Source organism: Myroides odoratimimus (genome assembly GCF_004337635.1).
GTDB lineage: Bacteria > Bacteroidota > Bacteroidia > Flavobacteriales > Flavobacteriaceae > Flavobacterium > Flavobacterium odoratimimum.
On record NZ_CP037427.1, the window covers coordinates 2,290,459 to 2,316,814 of the forward strand.

At 33.9% G+C, this 26,356-nt stretch carries 20 protein-coding genes and 1 other RNA gene; 17 read left to right on the forward strand and 4 right to left on the reverse strand.

Annotated elements, in window-relative coordinates; translation table 11 throughout:
- Positions 1–33 precede the first annotated feature (33 nt).
- From E0Z07_RS10440 to E0Z07_RS10450, 3 genes are read left to right on the forward strand one after another with little or no spacing between them, the layout of a single operon-like run.
- The gene (locus E0Z07_RS10440) at positions 34–270 is read left to right on the forward strand and encodes a hypothetical protein (RefSeq protein ID WP_006256762.1); all 237 of its coding nucleotides are present in this window, start codon (positions 34–36) and stop codon (positions 268–270) included.
- A 4-nt stretch (positions 271–274) separates the two neighbouring features.
- A complete protein-coding gene (locus tag E0Z07_RS10445) occupies positions 275–619 on the forward strand; it encodes a type II toxin-antitoxin system RelE/ParE family toxin (RefSeq protein WP_006256761.1) in 345 nt (114 codons plus the stop codon).
- Positions 620–666: 47 nt separating this feature from the next.
- Complete coding sequence (locus E0Z07_RS10450; protein WP_006260813.1) at positions 667–1,413, forward strand: hypothetical protein; 747 nt, start codon at positions 667–669, stop codon at positions 1,411–1,413.
- 42 nt (positions 1,414–1,455) lie between these two features.
- On the opposite strand, the gene E0Z07_RS10455 is transcribed toward E0Z07_RS10450, so the two are convergent.
- Both E0Z07_RS10455 and E0Z07_RS10460 read right to left on the reverse strand, forming a co-directional pair.
- On the reverse strand, positions 1,456–1,950 hold the full coding sequence (locus E0Z07_RS10455; protein ID WP_131540715.1) for a GNAT family N-acetyltransferase: 495 nt from the start codon (positions 1,948–1,950) through the stop codon (positions 1,456–1,458).
- A 2-nt stretch (positions 1,951–1,952) separates the two neighbouring features.
- Positions 1,953–2,393 (reverse strand): hypothetical protein, encoded by a 441-nt coding sequence (locus E0Z07_RS10460; protein WP_225581665.1) that lies wholly within the window; start codon positions 2,391–2,393, stop codon positions 1,953–1,955.
- A 16-nt stretch (positions 2,394–2,409) separates the two neighbouring features.
- Between E0Z07_RS10460 and E0Z07_RS10465 the strand changes: the two genes are divergently transcribed.
- The 3 genes from E0Z07_RS10465 (at position 2,410) to pdxY (ending at position 5,347) form a co-directional block, all read left to right on the forward strand.
- Positions 2,410–2,982 carry a Crp/Fnr family transcriptional regulator gene (locus E0Z07_RS10465; protein ID WP_131540716.1) on the forward strand — a complete coding sequence of 191 codons (573 nt, stop codon included), beginning with the start codon at positions 2,410–2,412 and terminating at the stop codon, positions 2,980–2,982.
- Positions 2,983–3,072: 90 nt separating this feature from the next.
- Entirely contained in the window at positions 3,073–4,140 is a 1,068-nt protein-coding gene (locus E0Z07_RS10470) for an SDR family oxidoreductase (RefSeq protein WP_131540717.1), read from the forward strand.
- A 352-nt stretch (positions 4,141–4,492) separates the two neighbouring features.
- Positions 4,493–5,347: a pyridoxal kinase gene (gene pdxY / locus E0Z07_RS10480; RefSeq protein WP_131540718.1), complete on the forward strand. Its 855-nt coding sequence runs from the start codon at positions 4,493–4,495 to the stop codon at positions 5,345–5,347.
- Between the two features lie 67 nt (positions 5,348–5,414).
- On the opposite strand, the gene E0Z07_RS10485 is transcribed toward pdxY, so the two are convergent.
- Positions 5,415–6,338 (reverse strand): GNAT family N-acetyltransferase, encoded by a 924-nt coding sequence (locus E0Z07_RS10485; protein ID WP_131540719.1) that lies wholly within the window; start codon positions 6,336–6,338, stop codon positions 5,415–5,417.
- 121 nt (positions 6,339–6,459) lie between these two features.
- Here E0Z07_RS10485 and E0Z07_RS10490 point away from each other — a divergent pair, with 121 nt between their 5' ends.
- The 4 genes from E0Z07_RS10490 to E0Z07_RS10505 all read left to right on the forward strand — a co-directional run bounded on the left by E0Z07_RS10490 (position 6,460) and on the right by E0Z07_RS10505 (position 10,178).
- The gene (locus E0Z07_RS10490; RefSeq protein ID WP_131540720.1) at positions 6,460–7,281 is read left to right on the forward strand and encodes a helix-turn-helix domain-containing protein; all 822 of its coding nucleotides are present in this window, start codon (positions 6,460–6,462) and stop codon (positions 7,279–7,281) included.
- Positions 7,282–7,941: 660 nt separating this feature from the next.
- On the forward strand, positions 7,942–8,439 hold the full coding sequence (locus E0Z07_RS10495) for a DNA-deoxyinosine glycosylase (RefSeq protein WP_006256752.1): 498 nt from the start codon (positions 7,942–7,944) through the stop codon (positions 8,437–8,439).
- A complete protein-coding gene (locus tag E0Z07_RS10500; RefSeq protein WP_006266662.1) occupies positions 8,436–9,110 on the forward strand; it encodes a DUF2461 domain-containing protein in 675 nt (224 codons plus the stop codon). Before E0Z07_RS10495 ends, E0Z07_RS10500 begins: the two co-directional genes overlap by 4 nt.
- Positions 9,111–9,188: 78 nt before the next feature.
- Positions 9,189–10,178, forward strand: coding sequence for a DUF6985 domain-containing protein (locus E0Z07_RS10505; protein ID WP_131540721.1), 990 nt, complete (start codon positions 9,189–9,191; stop codon positions 10,176–10,178).
- 248 nt (positions 10,179–10,426) lie between these two features.
- Here E0Z07_RS10505 and E0Z07_RS10510 read toward each other — a convergent pair whose 3' ends face one another.
- The gene (locus tag E0Z07_RS10510) at positions 10,427–11,524 is read right to left on the reverse strand and encodes a glutaminyl-peptide cyclotransferase (RefSeq protein ID WP_016649679.1); all 1,098 of its coding nucleotides are present in this window, start codon (positions 11,522–11,524) and stop codon (positions 10,427–10,429) included.
- Positions 11,525–11,612: 88 nt separating this feature from the next.
- On the opposite strand from E0Z07_RS10510, the gene ffs reads away from it, so the two are divergent.
- From ffs to E0Z07_RS10545, 7 genes are all read left to right on the forward strand, one after another.
- Positions 11,613–11,711, forward strand: an RNA gene (ffs, locus tag E0Z07_RS10515) — signal recognition particle sRNA small type.
- 120 nt (positions 11,712–11,831) lie between these two features.
- Entirely contained in the window at positions 11,832–16,910 is a 5,079-nt protein-coding gene (locus E0Z07_RS10520) for a translocation/assembly module TamB domain-containing protein (RefSeq protein WP_131540722.1), read from the forward strand.
- Complete coding sequence (gene tamL / locus E0Z07_RS10525; RefSeq protein WP_006260827.1) at positions 16,891–19,200, forward strand: translocation and assembly module lipoprotein TamL; 2,310 nt, start codon at positions 16,891–16,893, stop codon at positions 19,198–19,200. The genes E0Z07_RS10520 and tamL overlap by 20 nt, the downstream gene beginning before the upstream one ends.
- Before the next feature lie 413 nt (positions 19,201–19,613).
- The gene (locus tag E0Z07_RS10530; protein ID WP_006260828.1) at positions 19,614–21,023 is read left to right on the forward strand and encodes a sigma-54-dependent transcriptional regulator; all 1,410 of its coding nucleotides are present in this window, start codon (positions 19,614–19,616) and stop codon (positions 21,021–21,023) included.
- Positions 21,024–21,159: 136 nt separating this feature from the next.
- A complete protein-coding gene (locus tag E0Z07_RS10535) occupies positions 21,160–21,492 on the forward strand; it encodes a hypothetical protein (protein ID WP_006256743.1) in 333 nt (110 codons plus the stop codon).
- Between the two features lie 180 nt (positions 21,493–21,672).
- Complete coding sequence (locus E0Z07_RS10540; RefSeq protein ID WP_006260829.1) at positions 21,673–23,328, forward strand: fatty acid--CoA ligase; 1,656 nt, start codon at positions 21,673–21,675, stop codon at positions 23,326–23,328.
- Positions 23,329–23,387: 59 nt separating this feature from the next.
- Positions 23,388–26,336 carry a S9 family peptidase gene (locus tag E0Z07_RS10545; protein ID WP_006260830.1) on the forward strand — a complete coding sequence of 983 codons (2,949 nt, stop codon included), beginning with the start codon at positions 23,388–23,390 and terminating at the stop codon, positions 26,334–26,336.
- The last annotated feature ends 20 nt before the right edge of the window (positions 26,337–26,356 follow it).

The following is a 26,356-nucleotide window of genomic DNA, read 5'->3' on the forward strand; positions in this document are numbered from 1 at the left end:
TTTGTGTAACTTTGTGTTGTAAATGAATTAGTTATGAGTGTAGAGGTAAAGAGACAGCAGATAGTTAAATCCCTTATGGATATTCACGATGAGGCATTGATCGACCAGATAAATGAATATGTCAATGCTCTGAAACGAGTGGAAGAGGAGATGTTTTTACCTATGACAGAAGAGGAATTAGAGAGCAGATTAGCTATATCTCGTAAAGACTATGAGGAGGGAAGGTATTATACCTTAGAGGAAGTAGAAGAGATGAGTACTAAATGGTAGTAGTATGAAAATAATATTATCTGATTTTGCAGCCAGTCAATTAAGGGATATATACTTCTATTATGTTAATCATGTCAGTGTAAGCAAGGCTAAAGAGGTAAAGGATAATATTATTAAAGCAATCAAGCAGTTAATTGATTTTCCCTATTTAGGACAGAAAGAAGGTATGATGTATAGTCGATTCGAGAGAAGGTATCTCTTAGTTTATGAGTATAAAATTCTATATGAGGTAACTGAAGAGAATATTGTTATTCTGGATATCTTTCATACTAAGCAATCTCCTCATAAGATGTATGTCAATGAAGATAGAGAAGAATATCAGAGAAATAATAGTAAACCGAGTCTGTAAAGGCTCGGTTTTTTGTTATCTTTAATTGTATGTAAATTTCAGATACTATGGCAAATAGAGTGTATTTAACTTTTAAAAATAAAAATAACGAGGAGGAAGAGCTAGAAGCTATAGGAACTTTGCCACAATTGTGGCAAGAATTATATGATTTAGAACTACTGAATGAACAAAAAAGTAAACTAATAGAAAGTTATATAACGGAAGGAGATAATAGAGTTTCTTTGATAATTGATAAATCAATAGTACTTAGTAATTTACAACAAAGAATTAATCATAATTTAGCTATTGAAACATCTACTAAAAAGCAATTGAGAAAAGATTTTTACAATTTCTTATTGAATGAGGTGAAAGATGATGAAATTATATGTATTGATTTTGAAGAGTTAAGTTGGTTTTATAATGAAACAGAAGATTTCTTTAGTGAATTAGAATTATTTCATAATGACGATGAGGTATACCAAAGAAGTAGCTTGGAAGACTCAGTTTATAAAATAATGGGATGTACTGATACTTTAAAAAAATACTCTGATATTTATAAACAATGGAGCGATGATAATAAGAGTATTAAGCAATTGTATTTAGAAGAGTATGCGAAAAAACTAAAGAGGGAAGATAGAAAAGAGTTTTTTAAAAATATATTCTATTTATTTTTATGTTTAGTTTTTCTTGTTGTAGGTGTATTAATGCTTATCAAAGAACCCAATCAATTTTGGACAGCATTGAGTGGCGTGATATTTGGATTAATAGGATGTATAGTGTTTGGAGTGAGAATTTATGAATACCTATTGGAATAGATACAGTGTATACTATAGTTAATCTATAAGAAACTTAGTTTATTAGTAATATAGTGTTTTCTCATAACAATTAAACACCCCTTTTCTAAACTGAACTGTACCTACTAATTGATAACCTTTTTTAGTGTAAACCGCATTAGCAGTAGTATTTAGTGTATATGCATCAAAGCGAATAGATGCATAGTTATTGTCTTTGGCGTATTGTTCTGCGAATAGAATCATCTTACTAGATATCCCTTTACCTTGTGCTTTAGGACTGACAAATAATCTATGGATAACAATAAATGGAGTAGGACTAGTCCAACGAAGATCATTATACTCTACATCATATTCTTCGTTTAAGACTATATAGGCTAAGATCTGTTCGTTTTCTGTATAGATATAAGCTTGCTTCTTTTGAATGTCATTAGAGATAATATCTTTATTAGGATAAGATTCATCCCATTGATCAATACCTTGGCTGAGCATATGTTGTTTTACTTCTTCTAATACATGTAAAGTCTGGGGTAAGTCGGTAATATCAATTGGTTTTATCATCGTTATTTTGTTTGTAGTAAAATGTCTTTTATCTCCTTGTTGTAATAATTAGGAGTACTTATTAGAAATGAACTAGGTAAGTCGACATCATACAAATCGTTATAAATAAAGGTAAAGTCTATATAGGGAGGAACAGCCAATATTACTAAATTATAGGCAATAATCGTATAGTTATCATTAATATCGGTAGTGCCTTCTAATATAGTAATTCCACTGTCTGTAATAGCATTAGATATAGTAGTCACAATGTCTTCCCATAATTCCTCTAAGTAATCAAAACTGTTATGTATATCCACGATAGCATAGTCAAACTGTATAGAGAGTGCTACTTTTTGTGGATAAGGAATAAGTAAATTTTGTTGAGATACAATCGGCATAACGTTATAATGAATAGCTAAAGGTAAACATTTCAGCTTGTAATTGTTTATTTTTGTAGATAGCATATTTTTACTACTTCCTATGTTCGATTTATTAATTCAACACATTCAAGAAAAAGTACAGTTGACCACAGAAGAAGCTGTTCGTTTAGAAGATTATTTTACAGTTAAAAAACTAAGGAGAAAGCAATACTTATTGCAAGAAGGAGACGTGTGTAAGCACATGGCTTTTGTTGCGAAAGGAGTACTGAAGTCTTATGTGATAGACGAAAAAGGAGTAGAGAATATTAACTTCATTGGTTGGGAAGGCTGGTGGATGGCAGATTCTTATAGTTTCTTTACTGGTGAAAAAGGAGTATTGAACATTGATGCTTTAGAAGAAGTAGAATTACTGCTTATAAGTAAGGAAGACTATGATAGAATAGTGATAGATATACCTGTGATGAGTAACTACTTTAGAATACTTTATGAACGTAGCTTAGCGAATAAAGATAGACGTATATTGAGTAATATAGCCTATAATGCAGAGGAGAAATATGCGCAAATCATTACTTGTTATCCAGACTTAGTCAACCGTATTCCACAGCATCTTTTGGCTTCTTATTTAGGTCTAACTCCAGAAACAGTTAGCCGTATTAAGAAAAAAATGAAGTAATCTACTTGATCTAGATCAAGGGATTGACTTATCTTAGGTCAATGCACAGCTATTTTACTTGCTTTAGCTTTGTCTTCAAAGAAATGAATCATGAAGAATAAAGCATTAGTAGTAGGCGTTAGTGGTATTGCTGGTAGTAATCTAGCAAAAGAACTTATCGCTCAAGATTGGACAGTATATGGATTAGCAAGAAATCCAAAAGGAATTGTAGACGGAGTCATTCCCATTGCTGCAGACTTATTAGATAGAGAAGGTTTAGCTATAGCCTTACAAGATATAGCTCCTACCCATGTTTACTTTACCACCTGGATGCGTAAGGATACAGAGGCAGAGAATATTATTATCAATGCTACTTTAGTTAGGAATTTACTAGATGTATTATCTTCTAAACAGAGCGTAAAGCATGTAGCCTTAGTAACTGGATTAAAACATTATTTAGGCCCTTTTGAATCTTATGTGAAGTCAGGTATCTTACCTATTACCCCTGTTAGAGAAGAACACCCTCGATTAGAATTAGAGAATTTCTATTATGCTCAAGAAGATGAAGTGTATAAAGCATCTGAGCGAGACGGTTTTACTTGGAGTATACATAGACCTCATACTTTGATAGGGCATGCAGTAGGTAATCTGATGAATATGGGGATTACACTTGCTGTGTATGCGAGTATATGTAAGGAAGAAGGACTTCCTATGGTTTGGCCAGGATCAGAAGCACAGTGGAATGGGGTGTCAGATGTAACTGATGTAAGCGTATTAGCAAAACAGTTGGTATGGGCATCTACTACAGATACAGCTAAGAATCAAGCATTCAATGTTACCAATGGAGATGTGTTTAGATGGAAGTGGCTATGGGAAGAAATAGCTAATTATTTTGATATACCTTTTGAAGGGTATAAGGATACTATCAGACCATTAGAAGCAACCTTGTTACAGAAGAGTGAGGTATGGCAGACTATTATAGCGAAGCATAAACTACAAGTTAAGGATTTAGGTACATTAGTCTCTCCATGGCATACAGATGCGGATTTAGGTCGTCCTATAGAAGTCATTACTGATATGTCTAAGAGTAGGCAGTTAGGCTTTACAACTTATAAACCTACAAAAGACTCTTTCATAGAACTATTTGAACAATTAAAAGCAGAACGTCTTATACCATAGGATAGAATTAAGCAGATTTCAGCCTGCTTTTTTATTGGTATTATTTTAACCCAGAATAAGCGTTAGCCAAATACTACAAAGCAATTCTACTTCATATCTCTTTCATTAGCTCTAAAACCATACTATAGTATGCTTGTATCACTAATTCAGAGCTATTTTGTATAATTACTTTTCGTTTATCTGTCTATCACTGATTCTGGGTTTAATCAATTTTCTTTAAACTGGACTATCTCGCTTGCTGATTATAGTTGTATTTTTGTCAAAAATAATTTAAGAAGCACAGATGTATATTTTCCTTGTCTTATGGAAGTAAATAGACAAGAGTATAGAAGTGTTTTCTCATTTCATTATCATGACAAATAACACAATAGAACCTCATATTATATCCATACAGAGTACTGTTTCTACTGGGTATGTGGGGAATAACTCAGCTAGTTTTGCTATACAGCTTCACGGAATTAATTGTGTAGCGATGCCTACCATTCTTTTATCAAGTCACACAGACAAACCCGTATATTATGGAGAGGCTGTACCTAAAGAATTATTCGAAAAGCTGGCTCGTGGAGTATTAGAAATTAACACAGCACAACTTACGCAGTATGTAGTAAGTGGATACTTAAAGAGCAAAGAGATAATAGATGCAACAGCGCAGTTCATTAAGCAATTAAAAGCACAGCATACCATCACCTATATCTATGATCCCGTATTTGGAGATACGCGTACAGACGGGCTGTATATACCTAAAGAGCAGGCAGATTATTCTAAAGAGCGATTATTAGCGCTAAGTGATATCTTAACTCCTAATCACTTCGAATTAGAATATCTTTTAGGTAAGTGTATAACTAATGAGCAAGAACTACTAGAAGCAGTACAGACAGATGAGGTATTGTCTTCTAAAACCATTGTTTTGACTACAGCCGAAATGAAAGAGAATATTAATCATCAAGTAGAAGTCATCTTGATTAATGAAGGTAAGTTGACTCATTTTTATGCTGATAATATACCTGTAGAAGTAGTAGGGACAGGAGATTTATTCACAGGAACACTCTCTGCACAGCTAACGAAAGGTCGTACGATAGAAGAAGCTATACAGATTAGTATGAACTTTTTGTCTGAAGTATTGAGATATGTTCATCAGCACAGATTGAAAGAAATGAATGCTATGGCTATCTTACAAGCGCAAGATGTTCTAGTAGTAAAGTATTAATAAAACACAAAGGCAGTACGTTAATATTTCATACTGCCTTTCTTATTTATTACTAACTACTTAGAATTTATGTATGTGATAGCGAAGCTACCATGGTCTTCTGATCAAAGAATAAGTCTATTAGCTCTTCTGTCACCATCAGCGTGATATCGTCATCTTCTTTATATAAGCTATAAGTAGCTTGTTCTATCTCAGGGCTAAACGCAAAATAGATAGTCTGTGTCTCTTCTGTACAACATGCATCTATTATCGCATCGAGTTGTTTGACATTGTGATCTCTTTGATAAATAGAATAGATTGTCAGTTCGCTTTCTTCTTGCTCATAGAAAATAATGGCATCCAATGTTTTGCTGTAGTAAATAGAGTTTTTAAAACCAAAATCTAAATTAGCATAACAATAAAAGAAAGCCAACCCTACATTTTTAGTATTTAGCCTATTATAGGTATATCCATTTTTGACATATTCTTCAAATAGAGCAAGCGATGTAGGATTGTCTAAATCTAATTTCTCTAAACTCGATAGAGTAGAAGGTTTTGTATTCACCTTTAGTGTTGCTTGATACTCTTCTACAGGTACATACCCAAATTTTGGGTAGAAGTCCAGTACTGTATCATTTGCAAACAAAAAGTAACCTGTTACGATGTCTTTATATTCTGCTTCTATATATTCTAATAAGAATCTTGATAAACCGTTATTTTGATAGGCTGGGTCTGTCATTACAGTACCTAATTGTCCTGTTTTATACGTTTTATTATCTTTCGTTATTTCGAATAGGCTTAAAGTTGTATGTGCTACTATTTTATCTTCTTGGAATAAAGAAAACACGATACAATCCTCTCCCCAATATCCCGATTGGTAGTATCCTTCGAAGTCGAACTCCCATACCTCCTGACACATTCTATTGAACTCTTTTCGTTTTTGTTCATCATCTTGATAGTTGATATATAAGGTATAAGATGTATCTTTTATAATTACTGATTTACTGATCATATTTCTTTTTTATTTGCTGCAAAGTTCTGAATAAGACCTCGTTTATCTATTGACAGTATTGTTTTATAAATGTGCAATAAGTTGTTTTTATTGTTAACTTTGACTTATTAACTACTGTGTGATGAGTCAGCATTTCCCTATTCAGATTATAACATCGGATCGTATTATTCCTTCTTTATTCTCTACTACCGCATATAGAGAGAAAGGAATATTGTTGTCTTATTGTATGGAGGGAAGTAATGAGCTCAAAGTTGACAACCAAACAGAGATGTTCTCTGTAGGTTCTCTATTGACAGTATTTCCACAGCGTTTGTTCTCTATTCCTACTACAGAAAGTAAGGGGAAGTATCTATGTGTGCTGTTTGATCTGGATAGTATAAAGGATCTTATTCTACCTACTAATTATCAGTTTTTAAACGAGTTGGTCAGACATCCTATTATTCATCTGAATGAGGGAAATCAAAAAGTGTTTATAGATTACTACCAGTTGTTGCTGGCTAATCGCAGTACAGACATATCTGTGTTTTATGCTGATGCGATGAAGTATTTACTGTATTCTTTAATCGCTCATATCAACCGATTTTATGAACAAGATGAGGTGAAGTTGAAACCAAGTTCGAAGAAAGAAACAACTGTTTTTAGACTGTATAATTTGGTTCATCAGTATTATTTAACTGAGCGCACAGTACAGTTCTACGCTGATCAACTAAAGCTCAATCCTAAATACCTAACGACTTTGGTACGCAGGCAGACGGGCAAGACAGTGTCTGCGATTATTAATGAACTAGTACTCACTCAAGCGCAGTCTTATCTTATCGCAACGGATAAACCTATCTACACAATAGCTGAAGAGCTTCATTTCTTAGATGCGACTAGCTTCTGTCGTTATTTTAAAAAATCTACAGGTCTATCTCCTTTGGCGTATAGACAAGCACATCTATAAGCACTCGGTTTAGAGGGAAGTATATTCATTCTTTCAGAAGTAAATTTAGAAATGCTCTTGAGGCAATTTACTTTTTATATGGGGTTAATTCAATTTTATTTGAAGTAGAATATTCAGTGAATTTTTGTAGCAGATCAGAGGAGAATAGGAGGAGAGTAAAAGAATATTTCTTGGACAAACAACCTCTGTAGTCCACTATTCTCGGGTTATTGTCCATGTATTGTCGAAGGAAATCAAAATAAGGCTTGTATTTACTAGGGTTAAGAGCTGTTTACTACTTTAACGGATTTGATGTTGTTTTGATTTAATGTGTTGGTAATTAGTGTATTAATTATTTTTAGGTACTAAAAAAAATGTACCTCTTTTTTAAAATATTGATGTGATAGAAGCTGTTTTTAGGGTGTTTTTGAAAAAAAGTGAGTATATAAAATATTTAAGAGCCATTTTTAGAACGCTTTTTTAGTGAAAAATAAAAAAAATGAAATGCTTTTTTTAGTGTGTTGTTGTAGAAGGAAGACTGTGCTTATCAAAAATAGGGAGTGAGCTCTAAAACAATTTTTAAATAAAATGAAGTTTAGGAAATTGTTCTAAATTATAGCAAAATAGGCAGTAAAGAATTGATAGTTATTTCGTTGAGATAAAAATTAATATCTTTGGGATATGAGTGAAGTGAGTAGAATACATTCTTTTAAACCTGTGGTGTTTGATGAGGCTAAAGTGTTGATATTGGGTACGATGCCGAGTATTAAATCGTTAGACTTTCAGGAGTATTACGGCAATAAGCAGAATGTGTTTTGGAAGATATTATTTAGTGTTTTTCGAGAAGAGTATAGTGATGTGTATAAGGATAAGCTCGATTTGCTTCAGCGAAAGGGGATAGCCTTATGGGATGTCTTGCAGTCTTGTGAACGCAAGAGTAGCTTAGACAGTGATATCACAGCAGAAGAAGCTAACGATATCAAGGGATTACTGATAGAATATCCCAATATCCGTACAATCGTCTTCTCTAGCCAAAAGGCAAGACAATATTTTGACAAATACATAGGGCAGATAGAGGGAGTATCTTTACTAACTTTACCTTCGCCGAGTGGAGCAAATGCAAGAATGAGCTTTCAAGAGAAAGTGGCTCATTGGCAAGAATTAAAAAATAAAGTATGAAACAGTTAAAAAAAGAACATATAGACTTCTTAGTGACGTTAAGTCAGAATAATAATAAACCTTGGTTTGCAGATCATAAGCCAGAATTCGATAAGTTATTCGCTGAGGTGAAGGCTTTTTTTAAAGTAGTACACGATGAGATGTTACAGCATGATAGTATAGATCTATTACATGTACATCGTATTTATAGAGATGTGCGCTTCTCGAAGGACAAGACGCCTTATAAGACTTATTTTGGATTGCATTTAGGACGTACTAAACCGATGCTTAGAGGAGGATATTATGTGAATATAGAGCCAGGTAGAAGTTTTGTAGGAGGTGGTTTTTGGGAGCCTAATAAGGAAGATTTATTGCGTATCCGCAAGGAGATCGCTATGGACGATAGTGAACTTCGTGAGATTATAGCAGAGGAGCAATTCCAACAGTATTTTGGAGAATTACAAGGGGAGGAACTAAAGACAGCTCCTAAGGGATTTGACAAGGAGCATCCCGCTATTGACTTGTTGCGCAAGAAACAGTATCTCGTGATGCGTTCGTTCACCGATAAAGAGGTATTAGCACCTAGTTTTAAAGAGGAAGTAATCAAGACATTTATAGCGATGAGACCACTGTTTGACTATATGTCAGATGTACTGACTACTGATGTAAATGGGGTGAGTCTCTATGAGTAGAGGATTTTTGGGAAGGTGTTTGTTTGTTAAGGTGTTTTTTTGTGAAACCGTTTAGTCTATCATATTAATCAATAGTATATGACGTATTCTAAGTATTTGGGGAATTTGATTCCTATCCAATTTGCAAGTTGGAAGTTTGAGAATAAACTACAAATAGCAGATAGCATTTTTATTGATGTTATTTTGGATAGCTATTTCTTAAGTGAAAACAATCAGTTAATTAGCCAAGTAGATTCATTTGTTGAACAAGTTTTTTCTGAACAATGGGAGGTCGATTTTGAAAGGTTTACTACTTACTTATATCATCAATTAATACTAAAGAAGGGGTATGCTTTTGATAAACAAAAATATATTTACACTACACCAGTAGAGGGTATATCTCCTCAGCAACTTTGGGATTGTTTAGATGTGGAAATTATCGTTTTATTGGATGAAGATGTAGAAGAATGGTCTATTAAATTTGATGTTTCAGGCTTTGATACCCATTTATCAGTACTGTTTACTGTAGATGGGAATTGGGTTTCAAGAGACTCAAATGACAGTAGAACTCCTATAAAGACGGAGTATAAATCACTCGATTTAGATTTAGAATTTTATTTTAGTGAAGATGTTTATGAATGGGTAAGTACTCGTTTTATATCTTCATTAGTATGGGGAATTCGTCGAGGGTGTCGTATCTCCATACAAGAAGAATTATTTGCAATAGAAGGGATGGAGGCGAGAATAATAAATTGTATAAAGAAATATGAGCAGAAGAATAAAAATGAGATTTATGTAGCTGTTATGAGCGCTTTGGAGGAATCTTTTAATGTAGCTTGGCAAGACTATAATGAGGAGTATGAAAAGGATTTTGTATTAGAAATAGCTAATGAGAATAGAGCATTATTATGGCAATTAGTTGCGCCACCTAATAGTGTAAGAATAGTATTAAACGCCAATGAACAACTTGTTTTTATTCACTACAACGATTGTTATTGGGAGGCAGAGCATGGAATTCACTTTATATATAATGAACAATTAGATTTTCTTAGGATTGGCTTTGGTAGTGATTATTGGGAAGAAGAATAAAATTCATATAATAAAAAATGCTGACCATGGTCAGCATTTTTTGTTTTCAGTTTATGGTTCCCTGTTTCCAGTTTTCAGTTTATGGTTCCCTGTTTCCAGTTTTCAGTTTATGGTTCCCTGTTTCCAGTTTTCTGTTTCCAGTTCTCTGTTCCCTGTTTTCTGTTTTCAGTTTATGGTTCCCTGTTCCCAGTTTCCAGTTCCCAGTTTTCTGTTTCTAGTTCTCTGTTCCCTTTATTCAGTTCCCTAAATTATTTAATAATCTGTACTTCGAACATTTTGTCCCAGTTTTTACCTGTTAGGAAGAATGTCTTAGTTTGTGGGTTATAAGCGATACCGTTCATTACATCTCTGTCTTCGTGATATGTAGTTAGGTTTAGTAATTCGCTGAAGTCTATAACAGCTTCGATTGCTCCTGTTTGAGGATTGATTACTGCTACTGCATTCTGTCCATAGAAGTTAGCATATATCTTACCATCTACCCATTCTAATTCATTAGCTAGAGGTATAACATTCTTATCTGTATATACGCTTACTCTGTCTATTTCTTTAAATGTTTCTGGATCTAGTTTATAGATAAACTCAGAACCTGATGTCATATACAGGTGCTTACCATCATTCGTAAGTCCCCATCCTTCCATCTTCTGAAAATAAGGAAGTGTTTTCTCCTGTGCTAATGTTTCTGCATTGAATACATAAGCTTCATTGTTTTGATAAGTTAGTTGGTATAGTTTACCATTAAGGATAGTACACCCTTCACCAAAGATATCCATTGGTTGTTTGTGAATCTTGATGACTTTACCTGTTTTATAATCTACTTGGCGTACACTAGAGATTCCTTTCTTACCTGTTCCTCTTCCCGTGTTCGTTGTTCCTCCACCTTCGCCATTACCTGTACTTTCATATAAAATACCATTGTGAAATTCTAGACCTTGTGTATAGGCTTCTTGATCATGAGGATAAGTGTTTACTAATTTATAGCTGTAAAAAGCAGGTTCTTTAGGAGCTGTTATTTCTATATTAGTTGTGAATTCTTTATTCGAATTTTCAGCATAAGCAACAGCTTTAATCGTTGTTTTACCTAACTTTTGTTCACCTAAGTTTAGATTTAACACCTCATTTTTGATAGAAGCACCTACTTTTTTGTCGTTGAAGTAATAAATTACAGAGTCTACTTGCGCATTTTCGGTAGTTTTTAGACTCAGTTTTATGTCTTCATTTCCCTTATATAGCTGTTTTAGATGAGTAGTATCAATAGATAAAACATTTTTTTCTAAATTTTTTTTGTTTGAACAGCTTATAAAAGCTACTCCTAATGCTAACGGAACTAGAATGTTATATTTTTTCATTGTCATTTTTTAATTTGATACAATATACAAATCTAATGCGAATAGTTGAAAAAGCTTGGAAAAATAAAAAACCGTTGTATATTTGCAGTGGCAAGTCCTACACGACCAGCTCCCTCTTAATCCTCCAGGGTGGGAACGCAGCAAAGGTCCGAGGTTGTAGCGGTGCGATGTAGGTAGCTTGCCATTTTTTTCTTAATTGTAGATCTCCGTGTTGGAGATTTTTTTTGCCCTAAAGTTTTTTCCTTTTCCTTTGAATATCATTGTTGGAGAGGTACGATTTTTGTTATTTTTGTATAAAAAATTTGTTTTGAAGAAGATAACAATTAAAATAGGTAAGGTACTGGGCTGGTTCTTACTTAGTTTATTTCTAATATTACTACTTCTTATCGTTGCGATACAGATACCTGCTGTCCAGAATAAGGTGAAGGATTTTGCAATCACCTTTGTACAGGATAAGATAGGTACCCCTGTGTCCTTAGATAGGATAGAGATTGCCTTTCCAAAAAAAATAGTAGTTAAGAACCTTTATGTTGAGTCTCAACAGAAGGATACTTTGTTATATACTAATTATCTAGGTGTAGATATTAGTTTATTTGCCCTCCTGAAGAGCTCTGTCAATGTCAATAGTGTTCAGTTAGATGGACTAAAGACAGATATTAAACGCGATAGTCTAGGACGCTTTAACTTTGATTATATCATCGAAGCCTTCGCTTCAGAGGAAGAGGAGGATAAAGAGGACAGTAGTTCTATGACTATAGATGTAGGTGAGATAAGCCTTAGCGATATCCAGGTGAAGTATAATGATGATTATGATGGTCATCACGTATCATTTGGGTTAAAGAGATTTATTACGCGTTTTAAGCAATTTGATTTAGAGGAGATGAAATTTGCTATTCCTAAGATTGCAATTGCAGGAATAGACTTAAATTATAAAAAAGAATTGCCTTCTCAGGCTTCTATTGAGGCAGCACAGTTAGTGGTAAAGCCGATAGAGGAAGAGTCAAATACTTCTGTGATGCCTATAGTGGATTTAGGTACTATAGAGTGGACAGATAGTAATATCGTTTTTGAGGATAAGGAGAGCAAGTTATATGCTAATCTTGCATTAGGAGCTTTTAAAACTACATTTGAGCAAATTGATTTAAAGAATCAACAGATTGATTTAAAAGAGATCCGTTTAGATGATACTAAGGCTGTTGTTCATTTATTTCCTACAACTATTAAGGCAACACCACCCGTAACAGAAGAGGAGACTGCTCCTGTAGTGGATGAATCTGCTCCATGGAAGCTAGGGATAAAGGAGTTTGCTTTAAACTCTATTGATGTAAAGTTTGACAATGATAACGTTAAGGCATTGACTTTTGGGTTAGACCCTAATCATATCGCTTTTACAGATATCAACTTTGATTTAAAAGATTTTCAGTTTTCGCCTAATGTGATAAGAGGAAACTTAGAAGGGTTTTCTTTTAAAGAAAAGAGCGGATTACAAGTAGATAAGTTCAAGACCTATTTTCTATACGGTGATCAAACTACTTTCATTAAAGACTTCATTTTAGAAACCCCTAACTCTAAGTTTGACGCTAATGTAACATTGAATTATAAAGATGTGAATAAGCTGTCAGAGCACCTAGAGGATACTTCTGTGGATGTTCTAATCAAAGAGTCTCATTTAGGGTTAAGAGATGTATATCTAGCTATGCCTACTATTTTTGAAGAAGCTGGATTAACAAGTTTAACGAATAAAAATTTAGCTGTAGACATTAAAGCAAAAGGTGTAGTAGGTGATTTGTCTATTGAACAGTTTTTATTGACTGGATTACAGTCTACAACGATCAATGTGGTTGGGAATATAAAAGGAGCGACTACTCCTGAAAAAGCTATAGTAGATTTAAAACTGAATAAATTTCAGACTTCTGCTAAGGATATCTTTAGCATCGCTCCAAAAGGCGTGCTGCCAACGAATATAGAGATTCCTTCGCATTTATCACTATCAGGTAATGTAAAGGGAGGGATGAAGACGATACAGTCTCAATTAGCCCTTAAAACGACTTCTGGTAATGCAGATGTAAAAGCATTCTTCGATCAACGCATAAAAGGGAAAGAGAAGTATTCTTTAATAGCAAATATCGCTGAACTAAAATTAGGTCAAATCTTAAAGAATGATTCTATCGGTACACTATCGATGTCTGCTTCTGTAAGTGGGATAGGACTAGATCCAAAAAATATAAACGCAAAAGGAAATATCAATGTTGTAAAAGCAGAGTATAGCGGGTATAGTTATAACAATATTGAACTAGATGGAGCCATTGAGGATGGGAAATATACTGTTCATTCTATTAACAATGATCCTAATCTAAACTTTGCATTAGATGCTAGTGGGCTGTGGACGGATAAGGGAATTAGCTTAGACTTATTGGCTGATTTTAAAAATATTGATTTATATAAATTAAGTATAGAAGAAGCTCCGGCTAGTTTTAAAGGAACGATAGAAGGGAAGTTAGCTAATATTATGCCTGATGATCTGGATGGTACAGTGTCTTTAAGAGGATTGTCCTATATGTCTGCTTCTAGAGCATATAATCTACAACCGATAGAGATAGTTGCGACGAGTAAGAATACTCATAGATCATTAGGACTGACTTCTGAACTAATAGACTTCAATATGCAAGGAGAGTATAAAATCACTCAACTAGCAGATGAATTAATGAAGACAATAGATGTCTATTATGCAATAGAAGAGCCTAAAAAAGAAATTGCTACAAAGACTGTAACTGAACAAAATGGAGCAGAGGAAAAGGAGCAAGATAAAAACTACTTTACGTATAAACTCTTGGTTAAGGAGAGTTCGGTTATTCACTCTGTGGTACCTGATCTAAAAGAATTAAAACCAATAGAGGTGTCAGGTAAGTATGATGCGAGTACTGATTATATCAGTTTAAAAGGATTGATACCCTTAGTAATCTACGGAGAAAATGAGATTAATAATATTGCCTTAGAATTAAAACCTGTCAATGAAGCATTAACTTATGGGCTGTCCGTAGAAAGAGTGGCGAATGCTAGTGTGGCGCTTAGAAGAGTATCATTAGAAGGGGGAATAAAAGATAATACGATTAGTTATAATCTGAGCTTAAAGGATAAATTAGATGCTGTGTGTTATCTTATCGCTGGAGATGTTCGTGCTGAGGATGGAGATATGATAGCAAGATTATATCCAGATGGTTTTATACTGGATTATCAAAAGTGGGCAGTCAAACCAGAGAATAGATTTGTATTAAAACCGGAAGGGTTTTATGTGAAGGACTTTAAATTATCACATGAGGATAGTGCTTTAGTTATTGAGTCTAAGGACGAAGTAGCCAATAGTCCAATGAGAATATTGTTTAATGATTTTAGTATTGAGATGTTGACTAAGATGGTTAAGAAAGATGTTCTGTTGGCTAGTGGATTTATTGACGGTGAGGTGTATTTAAAAGATTTAGCTACAGACTTTAGATTTATATCAGATATTGACATTTCTAAGTTACAGGTGATGGAGATAGGGTTAGGTGACTTACATGTCGGAGTGAAGAATGAGAGTGCGAGTAAGTTTATAACAGATATTACTTTACAAGGAGGTGAGAATAAGATGTCTATAGACGGATGGGCTGATGCTGATACTCAGGAGGTGGATATGAATGTGAACTTGGCTAAGTTCCAAATGGCAGCGATAGAGTATTTTGCAAAAGATCAGTTGTCTAAGGCAGAAGGGTTTTTCTCAGGTAATCTAAAAATAGGAGGCAAGTTTACAGATCCTAAAATATTAGGAGCTATGAACTTTAATGATATTGGATTCCATGTGAATGATTTAAATGCTGATTTTAGAAAGATTAACGAAAAGATTTCTTTTACAAACAGAGGAATAGAATTAGATAAGTTTAGTATCACAGATACAGATGGAAATATATTAGTGGTAGATGGTCAGGTACTTACTAAGTCATATCAAGATTTTGCTTTTAATCTGAGTATTAAGGCAGTTGATTTTAAAGCAGTGAACTCTACATCTAAAGATAATGAGATGTATTATGGTAAATTAGTTTTTGATAGTGATATAAAGATCAAAGGAGATTTAAACAAGCCTGTTGTTACTGGAGGTATTGAGATAGGTAAGAAGACTGATTTCTCATTTGTATTACCACAAGAAGATCCTAGTATAGCAGATAGAGAAGGTATTGTGGAGTTCGTAGATCAGCATAGTTTACAATTGGCCGAAATGCAGAAGTACGAAGAGGATTTTAATAACTCAGCGTTGAAAGGATTAGATGTTTCTGTTTCGATTAAAGTGGATAAAGAGGCTAGCTTTACGATGATTATGGATAAGTCAAGTGGAGATAAAATTATCTTAAAAGGAGAAGCAGATTTAGTAGGAGGGATTGATCCGTCTGGTAAAGTAACATTGTCTGGAAGATATGAGTTCTCTCAAGGTTCTTATGATTTGTCATTTAACATGATGAAGAGAAAATTTGAGATTCAAAAAGGAAGTTATATTATCTGGGCAGGTGACCCTACAGACGCTAACCTTCACTTAACGGCAATCTATGAGACGAAGACAGCTCCAATAGATCTATTAGGAAATCAGCTAAGCAGTCTATCTCCTACACAACAAAATATGTATAAGCAGAAGATACCATTCCAAGCATTATTAAAGATGGAAGGCGAATTACTGAAGCCTGAAATATCTTTTGATGTACAGTTAAAAGAAGGAATTACAAGTGTATCTGGAGATGTGCTAAGCAATACAAAGACGAAGTTAGAACAGTTAAGACAGAATGAGTCTGAACTAAATAAGCAAGTATTTGCGTTGTTGTTATTAAATAGGTTTATCGGTGAGAATCCATTTGAGAGTAGCGCAGGAGGAATGAGTGCAGGGTCTATGGCTAGACAGAGTGTGAGTAGATTACTATCAGATCAATTGAATAACTTAGCAGGTAACTTAATCGCAGGTGTAGAACTTAACTTTAACTTAGAATCATCAGAAGATTATTCTTCAGGAAGTAAAGAGAATAGAACAGATTTAAATGTAGCAGTGTCAAAACGCTTATTCTCTGATCGACTAAAAGTAACAGTAGGAAGTAGTTTCGAAGTAGAAGGAAATGCCCGTCAGAATGAACAGGCAGCTAACATAGCAGGAGATATTGAATTAGAATATGCTTTGTCAAAAGATGGTAGATACTTAATGAAAGTGTATAGAAAGAACCGCTATGAAGTAGCTCTTCAAGGACAAATCGTAGAGACAGGAGTCGGGTTTATAATAACGATGAGTTATGAGAGATTCCGCGAATTATTTGAACGTAGTAAAGATAAAAGACAATTAAAAAAGCAATTAAGAGATGAAGCTAAAGCAGAGTAAAATATATAATGGATTAGCGGGATGTCTTGGACTATTATTTATATTCTCATGTAACACAACTCGTCATTTGGCAGAAGATGAGTATCTGTATTCTGGAGGGAAAATAGTGATTAACAGTGATTCATTATCTAAGTCTCAAAAGTCTGAGATGAATGATGAACTCCATGGTTTGCTACGTCCTATTCCTAATGCGACACTGTTAGGTATGCATCCTAAATTATTTTTTTATAACCTAGCAGGGGATCCAGAAAAAAGTAATAAAGTGCGTCGATGGATGCGAAACAAGTTAGGTGAACCACCTGTATTATTCGATCAAGTAGATATGGAGAACAATAAGGCTATTCTATCTAATCGATTAGAGAATCAAGGGTACTTCAATGTAGATGTGACTTATGATACACTTCAACCAAGTGATAAGAAGAAAGGAGCAGAGTATACGGTAATCCCTGGTGAGCAATATAAAATACGTGAGTTTACCTTTGCAAAGGATTCTACAGGTATCAAACAAGAGCTGTCTAAAGCGATGCCCTATACAAGATTGAAAAAAGGAAGAGCTTATAACTTAGATGTTATTAAAGATGAACGTACTAGATTTGATAATTATTTAAAAAATAAAGGATATTATTACTTCAGTGCAGATAACTTATTAGTGCAGGTAGATAGTAGTGTAGGACATCATCAGGTCGACTTAGCTTTAAAGATTAAAGAGAATACACCTAAGTTAGCATTAGAGCCTTATACGATAGATAATATTTATATATTTTCTGATTATGTGCTGTCTGATACGAACTATATGCAGGCTCTTGACTCAGCACAAGTATATAAAGATTTTAAAATAGTAGATCCTAAAGGAAAGTTTAAATCGTCTATTTATGATAGAGCGATTCACTTAAAACATGGAGATACCTATAACAGAAATGATCATAACTTATCTTTAAATAGGTTAGTGAGTTTAGGTGTTTTTAAGTTTGTGAAGAATCAGTTCGAGATATCAGATAGTTTAAATCATAAATTAAACGCTTATTACTTCTTAACTCCTGATAATCCTAAGGCTATTAGACTTGAGTTGTTAGGGAAGATGAACTCAGCTAGTTATAATGGAGCAGAGTTAAACTTGAACTGGAGCAATAAGAACTTTATGAAAGGAGCTGAGGTGTTCTCTGTGTCTGCTTATGGTGGGGCAGATTTCCAAATGTCATCGGCTAATAATGGGTATAATGTATATAAGGTAGGTCTTGAAACTAGTCTGACTTGGCCTAAGATTATATCTCCATTTAATCTACAATCGACTAGTGCTTATATCCCTAAGACACGTGCTATTCTTGGGGGAGAATATTTGGAACGTAGCCAATTGTATTCATTGCAGTCTTTTAAAGCTTCTTGGGGATATCTCTGGAAAGAGAGTGCTTTTAGAGAGCATGATTTGAAAGTATTTGATATTAACTATGTAAAACCTGGGCATGTCACAGATTACTATAAGGAGTATGCAGCTGGTAATCCGTCGCTGGAGAGAGTATTAGATAAGCAGCTGACCTTTGGTCCTACTTATACCTATACTTATACAAATACTAGTAAGAAATTTAAAAAAGGGACAATATACTATCGTGGAGGATTAGATCTGTCTGCTAATATCACAGGATTATTAATGGGGGCTAATGTGGATAAGGATAAGGAAAAAAGTTTGATAGGTGTTCCATTTAGTCAATATATAAAAACAGAACACGACTTTAGACATTACCTAAGACTAAGTAAAACTTCACAGTTAGTGAGTAGAATACACGCAGGTATAGGGATAGCTTATGGAAATTCTAAACAAATGCCTTATACAAAGCAGTTTTATGTAGGAGGGTCAAATAGTATTAGAGCGTTTAGAGCACGTACTTTAGGACCAGGTTCATTCAATCCAGAGATTAACAATGCTAAATTTATACCAGATCAATCGGGAGATATGTTGTTAGAAATGAACTTAGAGTACCGAAAAAAACTATTTAGTATTGTACATGGTGCATTGTTTGTTGATGCTGGGAATATCTGGAATCTAAACGATGTATCAGATCGACCTGGAGGTAAGTTCAGTGGTGACTTTTTAAATGAGTTAGCAATTGGAGCAGGAGCAGGATTGCGATTTGATGTTACATTCTTAGTTCTTCGTTTTGATTTTGCATTTCCATTGCGCGTACCATATCATGCATCAGGTGAACGCTGGGTAATAGATGATATCAATTTTGGAAGTAGTAGATGGCGAAAAGATAACCTAATGTTTAACTTCGCTATTGGGTATCCTTTCTAATATGTGTGGAAACAATACACAAAAAACTCCCCATCTTTTCCTATTGTGGAAAGTTGGGGAGTTTTTTTTTAATTCGCATAATGTGTTGAATATAAAATAGATATATGAATAGGTCTTATGCCTATTAGGTTTGGCATGGTTTTGTATATATACTATTACAGTAAGGTGTTATAAAAAAAGTAAAGAAGTTGAAAAACTTCCTGCTTTTGAAAAAGAAAATTTAAGTGTTTATTTAAAAGTTATGTTATCGAGAGATAACAAGTTAGATCGTTAGTAAGGTGAAGAAGAGAAATCTTCAGGTGAACAGGGAGCTTAGGCTCCCTTTTGCTGTTTATATAGGTTAATTTTATATCGTAATTGGGAATGAATAATAAAAAGTATAAATTTGCAAGAAGCACATAAAAAATAAAAATATGAGTCACAAGATTCTGGTTATAGATGATGATGTTCCTTTCTGCGAAATGCTAAAAACTTTTTTATCTAAAAAAGGGTATATAGTTTCGAATGCATTTAGTAGTACAGAAGCAGAACAGTGTATTGATGAAGAGTGCTATGATATTGTCCTTACAGATGTTAGACTACCTGATAGTAATGGTTTAGAATTACTTAAATATATAAAATCAAAATGTAGAACTTCACAAGTTATTTTAATGACAGGATATACTGAAATTAAAACAGCTGTGAATGCAATGAAGTTAGGAGCATTCGATTATGTAGCAAAGCCAATAAACCCAGATGAGATACTGTTGACAATCAAACAAGCTCTCGAAAGAAAAGCAAGTGTGGAAAGTGGTGAGCCTTTAAAATCAAAAACTAAATCTACTGTAGTAAAAGATGTAGAGAATGCAGAAGAGCAAGTGGAAGAGGTAGAGTATGTAAGAGGCGAAAGTAATGTGTCTAAACAATTACATGAATACATTGATCTAGTAGCACCTACTAATATGTCTGTTTTGATTATAGGTGATAGTGGTACAGGTAAAGAAAATATAGCACATTCTATTCACTTAAAAAGCAAGCGTAAGGATAAACCATATATTGCAGTAGATTGTGGTGCAATCCCTAAGGATTTGGCTTCTAGTGAGTTTTTTGGACATATTAAGGGGTCTTTTACAGGAGCTGTTACCGATAAGGTAGGACACTTTGAGGCTGCTAATGGAGGAACTATATTCCTAGATGAGGTAGGTAACTTATCTTATGAGGTACAGGTACAACTATTAAGAGCGCTTCAAGAACGCAAAGTAAAACCTGTGGGAAGTAGTAATGAAATAGATGTAGATATCAGAGTTATCGCTGCAACTAATGAGGATTTGCCAAAGGCTGTAAGAGAAGGAGAATTTAGAGAGGATTTATATCATCGCTTAAATGAGTTTGGTATTGTAGCTCCTAGATTAGCGGATAGAGGTGCAGATATATTGATGTTTGCGATGCATTTCTTAAACGAGTCTAATATTGAACTTGAGAAAAAAGTAAAGAAATTCTCTTCTGAGGTAGAGTGTATCTTTTTAACTTATGATTGGCCAGGAAACTTAAGAGAGATGAAGAATATCATCAAAAGATCAGTTCTTTTAACCCGTGGAGAGATTATAGAAAAAGATGTACTACCACAAGAGATTCTCGTGCCAAAATCAGAAGTGATTAAAGCAAATACAACAAATGAGACAACAGAGGATGATCTCAAGTTGTTCTCTTCTAGAAATGAAGAACAGGCTATTCGTACTGCATTAGAAAAAGTTAAGTTTAATAAAACTAAGGCTGCGCAAGTATTAGGAATCGATAGAAAAACATTGTACAATAAAATGAAATTGTATAATATTGAATTATAAAATTTAAATGTGTTGAAGATAATTCAACACTTTTTTTATTGAATGATAGGGTTAATATAAAGTAGAGATATGCTTAAAGTTTAAGTATATCTCTACTTTTCTTTTTACCTTTGCTTAAATAAGAGAAGTATAGAATATGGATATAAAAACGCTAATACATCATAATTTAGATGAGTTATTTTATTTAGCTGATAAAAAGGAAATTCTAAATACAGACTTGGTCGTGAAGATTGGAGCTTATGTAGGAGCTGCTGTATTAAGAGGGAGATATGCAGATCAGAAAGAAGTTACTTTAGAAGAGGTAAACGGAGTGTTTGGTATTATAGGAGATTTTTGTAAAGAGAGTTTTGGAGGAAGAAGTTTCTCTAAAACACATTTTAAAAAGATGACAACCTTATCTCTTGAATTAATTCAAGAAACAACGTTTGATGCTGATGTTGAAGAATTCATTGCATCACTGAGAAGCTAAGAGAGATCTATGATATAATTTTAAAAGCCTGAGGATAGAAATGTTCACAGGCTTTTTTTATGTTTAGTTTCCAGGTTAGGATAATCTATTTTTATTATCATATAAGATTCGTAATTGATTGGTAGGGTGAGTTTTGAAACTTTTTACTATATTGTAGTAAACCAACTAAAAAACAATCAAATGAAAATAAAAACAATAGAATCAGCAAGTAATGCTCATGCCTATCAACTATTGATAAAAGACTTGCTAGAGAATTCACTTCGTGTGAATCCTAAACATGAAATCGTTTATAAGAACCAAGAGCGCTTTGATTATTATGAACTGTATAGTAGAGTGAAGCAGTTGTGTAATGTATATCAAGAATTAGGTTTAGAAGGAGGGAGTGTTGTAGGCGTTATAGATTATGATAGTCATCGCTACTTAATGAATTATTTTGCAGTTCCTATTTCAGGGAATGTATTGCATACGATTAATTGGCGTTTAGCGCCAGAACAAATGCTTTATACCATTAATCATGCAGAGGATGAGGTATTAGTTGTGCATGAGGATTTTGTACCAATAGTAGAATCGATCAAGGATAAAATGACTACTGTAAAGCAGATTATCATTATTCGCGATCATACTAATGAAGTTAAGACGGTTTTAGATGTTAAAGGATACTTTGATGACTTAGTTACTTCTTCTTCGAAAGAGTATAATTTTCCTGATTTTTCTGAAGAAGCAGTAGCTACTTTATTCTATACAACAGGTACAACAGGTGACCCTAAAGCAGTATATTTCACTCATCGTCAGTTAGTGCTACATACGATGGTAGAGATGAGTGTGTTATCTCTGATGAATGAAGGGTTTAAAATTACCTCAAAAGATGTGTATTTACCTTTAACGCCAATGTTCCATGTGCATGCTTGGGGGCTTCCTTATGTAGCGACAGCATTAAGTTTAAAACAAGTGTATGTTGGTAGATTTGAACCACAGAGTTTCTTAGAAATCTTTAGAAAAGAGAAACCTACGATATCACATTGTGTACCTACGATATTAAATATGTTATTGACGAGCCCTGCTGCTAGTGATATTGATTTTTCAAATTGGAGTGTATTAATAGGGGGATCGGCATTGAGTAAGCCATTAGCAAGAAGAGCTATGGAAAGAGGTATATCAGTAGTAACAGGGTATGGAATGTCCGAAACCTGTCCATTATTAACGACTTCTTATTTATCTTTAGAGACTATTCAAAATAATCTAGAGTCTCAATTAGAGATTAGAACAAGGACGGGTAGAGCTGCATTACTAGTGGATTTAAAAGTAATAGATGAGGATGGAGTAGAAGTGCCTAAAGATGGTAAAACATTAGGAGAAATCGTAGTAAGAGCTCCTTATCTTACCATGGGATATTATAAAGATAAAAAGAAGAGTGAGGAACTGTGGGACGGAGGGTATTTGCATACAGGCGATATAGCTTGGATTGATGAGAACAATGATGTGAAAATAGTAGATCGTTCTAAAGATGTGATTAAAACAGGAGGTGAATGGATGTCTTCACTCGCTTTAGAAGAGATGATAAGTAGTTATCCAGGTGTGGTAGATGCCGCAGTCATTGGAATTCCTGATGATAAATGGGGTGAACGCCCTTTCGCATTAGTTGTAGCAAAAGTGGGAGTTGAGATTGTGGAGAAAGACTTAGTAGAGCATATGCAAAAGTATGTTGATAAGCAAGTTATCAATAAATGGGCTATCCCTGATCGCTTTGTATTTGTAGATGATATACCTAAAACAAGTGTAGGTAAAATCAGTAAGAAACGTATAAGAGAATTACATGAGTTAAACCAATTAAGATAGTTGTTTGGTCAAGTACGAAATTTGCGGTAACTTCCAAGCCGTAAATTAACTAACGTAATATGAAATTAACACCAACAACAAAACCTACAAAAAGATCTAATCCTAGTTATTTCTGGAAACAGTTAGGGTTAGGTCTTTTTGTTTTGGGGAGCTTGACTACCCAAGCACAAAAAAAGCCTTTAGACCATTCTGTTTATGATGGGTGGCAATCTATTGGAACAAAAACTTTTTCTAATAATGGAGACTGGATTTTATATCAAGTGAATCCACAAGAAGGAGACAAAACTCTTTATATAGAGACAACAAAAAAAACTAAAAAGCTTGTAGTTCCAAGAGGGGAAAAACCTGTATTTACAGGGACGTCTAATTTCTCTGTTTTTTCTATTCGACCTACTTATGCTGATTTAAAAGCAGTAAGAACTAAGAAGAAAAAAGAGGATGAGATAGCAAAAGATTCTTTAGGAATATATAACTTAAAGACAGGAGCTTTAGTAAAGAAATCAGATATTAAGTCTTTTAAAGTACCAGAAAAGAAAGGAGATTACCTAGCATATTTATTAGAGCCAGCTAAAGATACTGCAAAGTCAAAAGACAAAAAGGAGGTAAAGAAACCTGCTAAAAAAGCAGACAAAGACGCTCCTTTAGAATTGGTATTTGAGAACTTAGTAACAGGAGAGAAAATTTCTTATGAGAATGTAACAGACTATTACTTTGATGATCTAGGACAATATTTGGTTTTTGTTACAAAGGATCCTAATGCAAAGAAAAAGGACGATAAAAAAGACGAGACTAAGACTGAGAAAACTAAGGAGGTAGCAGATACAAAAGAAGAAACTGCTAAAGAAGAGAAAGCAAAAGGACCTTTCGGAGTATTTGTAGTTGATTTGAAAACAAAAGCAGTCAAAACAATTTTAGAAGGTACAGGTAAGTATTCTCAGTTCTCTTTTGATGAGAATGGTAAGCAATTAGTGTTTATTGGAACGAATGATGAGGAGAAAGTATTAGTAAAGAAATATGACTTATACTATACTGATCTTGTAACAGGCGCTACAGTATTAGCATCTAATACAACTAAAGGAATGCCTAAAGATTGGGTTGTTTCAGAAAATAACAAACCTCGTTTTAGTAAGAATGGAGGAAGATTGTATTTAGGTATTGCACCAAAACCTATTGCTAAAGACACTACACTTATAGCAGAAGATCATGCAGTAGTAGATATTTGGCATTATAATGAAGACTATATTCAACCTCAACAATTGGTGAATCTAGATAAGGACTTAAAGAGAAGTTTTTTAGCTACTATTAACCTTAAAGATAGGAGTAAACTTATTGCTTTAGCTGATGAAAAAATCAATGGAAGCCAATTAGTAGACGAAGGAAATGCTAATATTGTGTTTAATTCTTCAGACTTTGGACGAAGAGTAGAAAGACAGTGGAATATCTCAGGAGTTTCTTCTTACTACATTGTAGATGTAAATACAGGTAAAGAAGTAGAGGTAGTTGCTGACTTACCAGGTTCAGCTCGTATATCACCAAAAGGGACTGCTGTGGTATACTATAACAGTGAAGAAGGTAATTGGTATGCTTATGATGTGAAATCAAATATTACAAAACACTTAAATAAAGGTTTAACTGTATCTTTTGCAGATGAGACTTTTGATATGCCTGACAATGCTTCTTCTTATGGGATCCAAGCATGGACAGATAATGACGAGTCTGTTTTAATTAGAGACCGTTTTGATATTTGGGAATTTTATTTGAATAGTAATAAAGCTCCTAGAATGGTTACTAATGGATATGGACGTAAGAATAATATTGCTTTTGATGTATTAAAGTTAGATGATGAAAAGCGTTCATTCAACAGAAATGAACAAGTAATCTTAGCAGCATTCAATGAACAAACAAAAGATGCAGGATTCTTTACTACAGAAATAAAAAGTACAAAAGCACCTAAAGAAATATTAATGCAACCATATAGTGGTTATAGTTCTTTGTTTAAAGCGAAGGATGCTAATGTATATGGTTATTTAAAAGGTTCTTTTACAGAGTCAATGAATCTTTATGTTACCAATGATTTAGTATCCGCTACTCAATTAAGTGATATTAATCAACAACAAAAAGAGTACAATTGGGGTACTGCAGAGTTAGTACATTGGACTACGCCTAAAGGGTATGAGTCAACAGGAGTGTTATTCAAACCTGAAGATTTTGATGCAAATAAAAAGTATCCAATGATTGTATACTTCTATGAGAAGTTATCTGATAACTTGCATCGATATGAAGCTCCAGCACCAACACCATCTCGTTTAAATATTTCATATTTTGTAAGTAATGGTTATTTAGTGTTTACTCCAGATGTTAGTTATGTAGATGGACATCCAGGTAAGTCAGCAGAAGAATATATCAATTCAGGAGTAGAGTATTTAAAACAAAATAAATGGGTTAATGCTGATAAAATTGCTATCCAAGGACAAAGTTGGGGAGGATACCAAGTTGCTCATTTAATTACAGTAACAGATATGTACGCAGCTGCATGGTCAGGAGCTCCAGTAGCGAATATGACATCAGCTTATGGAGGGATCCGTTGGCAAAGTGGTATGAGCCGCCAATTTCAATACGAAAAAACACAAAGTAGAATAGGAAAAACACTTTGGGAAGGACATGACTTATATATTGAAAACTCACCATTATTTAGAATGCCATATGTAAAAACACCAGTGGTGATTATGCATAATGATAACGATGGGGCAGTGCCATGGTATCAAGGTATCGAAATGTTTATGGCATTAAGACGTTTAGGAAAACCAGCGTGGATGTTAAACTATAATGGAGATGAGCACAACTTGATGAAACGTCAAAATAGAAAAGATATTCAAGTACGTCAACAGCAATTCTTCGATTACTACCTAAAAGATGGTAAGGCACCAGTTTGGATGGTAAAAGGAGTTCCTGCTACAATGAAAGGAAAAGATTGGGGATTTGATCTAACAGAAGATCAGGTAAAATAATCTAAATAGATAAGAACAAA